Genomic DNA, 1,931 nt, shown 5'->3' with positions numbered 1-1,931 from the left:
CCTCGGCGGCGGCGTGCTGCTCGTGCTCGGCATCCTGATGTGGCTGCCGGCCCGCTCGCACCGCTTCCTCGGCCTGCTCGGCCTGCTGGTGAGCGGGTTGGTCGTGTGGGCGGTCGTGGTGCCGCTGGAGGACGCCGACTGGGAGCTCGGCTTCTTCGGCCCGGGTTTCTGGTGCGCCATCGCCGTCGCCGTCCTCGGCCTGCTCGGCAGCCTCAAGGCCCTGCTCACCGGCAAGCGGATCCGCTAGTCCCCGACCACGGCGCCGTGGGCGCTGGCGAAGGCGACCGCCTGGACGACGTCCAGCCGCACTCCGGTCAGCTCGACCGACCGCCAGTTCACGCCCTCGGTCGACGCGCCCCGCAGATCGGCGCCGCGCAGCTTGGCCGACTGCAGGCGCGCGTGGTCGAGGTCGGCCCCGGTCAGGTCCGAACCGCGCAGATCGGCGTCGGAGAGGTCGGCCTCCCGCAGCCGCTGACGCGACAGGTCGAGCTCGGCGAGGTCGGCGCCGCGCAGGTTCGCGTAGCTCCAGTCGCACTCGGTCGCCGTCATGGGGCGCAGCTGCGCTCCGGGGAACTGGGAGCCGGTCAGCTTGCAGCCGTCCCACGTCACGTCCACGAGCTTGGCGCGGTCGAACCGGCAGGAGAGGAACGCCGAGCCGTGGTGCCGCGACCCCGACAGCCGCACCCCGGTGAGCACGCACTGCTCGAAGACGCAGCGCCGGGTGACCAGCTCCTCGAGCGAGGCGTCGTCGAACCGGCAGCGGACGAAGGTGACGCCGTCCAGTTCCGCGCCCCACCAGTCGACCCGGGCGAAGTCCTCCCCCTCCACCTGCGAACCGGCGGCCGGCGGTCGCACGTGGGGCCGCGGCGTGTGCCGCATCAGTGGGCGAAGTGACGGGTGCCGGTCAGGTAGAGCGGGACGCCCGCGGCAGCCGCGGCGGCGACGACCTCCTCGTCGCGCACGGAGCCACCCGGCTGGACGACGGCCCGCACCCCGGCGTCGAGCAGCACCTGCAGCCCGTCGGCGAAGGGGAAGAACGCATCGGAGGCGGCGACCGATCCGGCAGCCCGCTCCCCTGCCCGCGAGACGGCCAGCCGCGCGGAGTCGACCCGGTTGACCTGGCCCATGCCGACGCCGACGGTGGCCCGGTCGTGGGCGAGCAGGATGGCGTTGCTCTTCACCGCCCGCACCGCGCGCCAGGCGAAGACCAGGTCGTCCAGCCCTGCGGCGTCCAGCGGCTCGCCGGTCGCCAGCGTCCACGTGGTCGGGTCGTCGCCGGGGGCGTCGAGCCGGTCGCTGACCTGGAGCAGCAGCCCACCGCCGATCGGCCGCATCTCCGCACCCGGCCCCGGCAGGTGCGGCAGGCGCAGCAGCCGGATGTTCTTCTTGCCGGTCAGCACGCGCAGCGCGTCCTCGGTGAACGCCGGGGCGACCACGACCTCGGTGAACACCTCGGCCACCTGCTCGGCCATCGTCAGGTCGATCTCCCGGTTGGCGGCGATCACCCCGCCGAAGGCCGACAGCGGGTCGCAGGCGTGCGCCTTGCGGTGGGCGGCGGCGATGTCCGGCCCCACCGCGATCCCGCACGGGTTGGCGTGCTTGATGACCGCCACGCACGGGTCGGCGTGGTCGTGGGCCGCCCGCCAGGCGGCGTCGGTGTCGACGTAGTTGTTGTAGGACATCGCCTTGCCGTGCAGCTGCTCGGCGTGCGCCAGGCCCGGCTGCCAACCCCGGTAGAGCGCCGCGCCCTGGTGCGGGTTCTCGCCGTAGCGCAGCACCTCGGCGCGCTCCCAGGAGGCGCCGACCCAGGCCGGGAAGCCGGAGTCGTCGTCCGGCGCGAGCACGTTGCCCATCCACGAGGCGACGGCGATGTCGTAGGACGCGGTGTGCCGGAACGCGGCGGCCGCCAACCGCTGCCGCTCCGCGAGGCT

General features: G+C 74.2%; 2 protein-coding genes and 1 pseudogene. 1 reads left to right on the top strand and 2 read right to left on the bottom strand.

Annotated features, from left to right (window positions below; genetic code table 11):
• A pseudogene (locus tag A6V29_RS05065) lies at window positions 1-247 on the top strand (hypothetical protein); the annotation flags it as partial.
• On the opposite strand, the gene A6V29_RS05060 reads toward A6V29_RS05065, so the two are convergent.
• On the bottom strand, window positions 244-828 hold the full coding sequence (locus tag A6V29_RS05060) for a pentapeptide repeat-containing protein (RefSeq protein WP_249933030.1): 585 nt from the start codon (window positions 826-828) through the stop codon (window positions 244-246). The pseudogene A6V29_RS05065 and the gene A6V29_RS05060 overlap by 4 nt on opposite strands.
• Window positions 829-878: 50 nt before the next feature.
• Window positions 879-1,931: bifunctional phosphoribosylaminoimidazolecarboxamide formyltransferase/IMP cyclohydrolase (gene purH / locus A6V29_RS05055; protein WP_249933029.1), on the bottom strand; the 1,053-nt coding region annotated here is incomplete at its 5' end.

It is taken from the genome of Blastococcus sp. CCUG 61487, from assembly GCF_005222955.1.
In the GTDB taxonomy this organism is placed as follows: Bacteria; Actinomycetota; Actinomycetes; order Mycobacteriales; family Geodermatophilaceae; genus Blastococcus.
Note: the sequence above shows the minus strand (reverse complement) of the source record. Positions and strands in the feature narration are given on the sequence as shown.